General features: G+C 44.7%; 1 protein-coding gene. It reads left to right on the forward strand.

Annotated elements, in window-relative coordinates:
* Positions 1-1,005 (forward strand): polyribonucleotide nucleotidyltransferase (gene pnp, locus B4K20_RS15040; RefSeq protein WP_289283535.1); only part of this gene is annotated, 1,005 nt, incomplete at both ends.

Genomic DNA, 1,005 nt, shown 5'->3' on the forward strand with positions numbered 1-1,005 from the left:
TATTAACTTGGTCAAAGAGTTACAAGCTGAAGTCGGCAAACCTGCCTGGGAATGGACTGCACCTGAAAAAGACGTCACTTTATATAATCAAGTGAAAGATACTGCCTATGCTGGTATTCAAGAAGCTTATGCTATCAGCGACAAGCTAGCGCGTTTAGAACAGTTAGGTAATGTTCGTTCAGCAGCCGTCGAAGCTATTGCTACAGAAGATTCAGAATATTCTGAAGATGATGTGAAAGGCGTTTTTGCCAAGTTAGAAAAAGAATTAGTGCGCGGTAAGATCATTGCTGGTGATCCACGCATCGATGGCCGTGACACATCAAGTGTTCGCCCAATCTTCGTTGAAACAGGTGTCTTGCCACGTGTCCATGGCTCAGCATTATTCACTCGCGGTGAAACTCAAGCTATCGTTGTGGCCACATTGGGCGCCGAGCGTGATGCGCAAATGATTGATGCTGTGGAAGGTGAATATCGTGATCGCTTTATGCTTCACTATAATTTCCCTCCATTCTGTGTTGGTGAAACAGGTTTTGTTGGTTCACCAAAACGTCGTGAAATCGGTCACGGTAAATTAGCCAAACGTGGTATTCAGGCTGTTATGCCTTCAGCGGAAGAATTTCCGTATGTAGTGCGTGTTGTCTCTGAAATCACCGAATCAAACGGTTCAAGTTCAATGGCTTCAGTCTGTGGTACCAGCTTGGCGTTAATGGATGCGGGTGTGCCGATTAAAGCACCTGTTGCCGGTATCGCGATGGGCTTAATCAAAGAAGAAAATGGTTATGCCGTATTGACGGATATCTTAGGTGATGAAGATCATTTAGGTGATATGGACTTTAAAGTAGCTGGTACTGATAAAGGTGTCACTGCATTGCAGATGGACATCAAAATCGAAGGCATCAACGAAGAAATCATGCGTACTGCGTTAGCTCAAGCGCGTGATGGTCGTATGCATATCCTTGAAAAGATGAATGCGGTTATTAACACGCACCGTCAGGAAATGTCTGA

Source organism: Methylophaga sp. UBA5088, from assembly GCF_002414625.1.
GTDB classification, from domain to species: Bacteria; Pseudomonadota; Gammaproteobacteria; order Nitrosococcales; family Methylophagaceae; genus Methylophaga; species Methylophaga marina.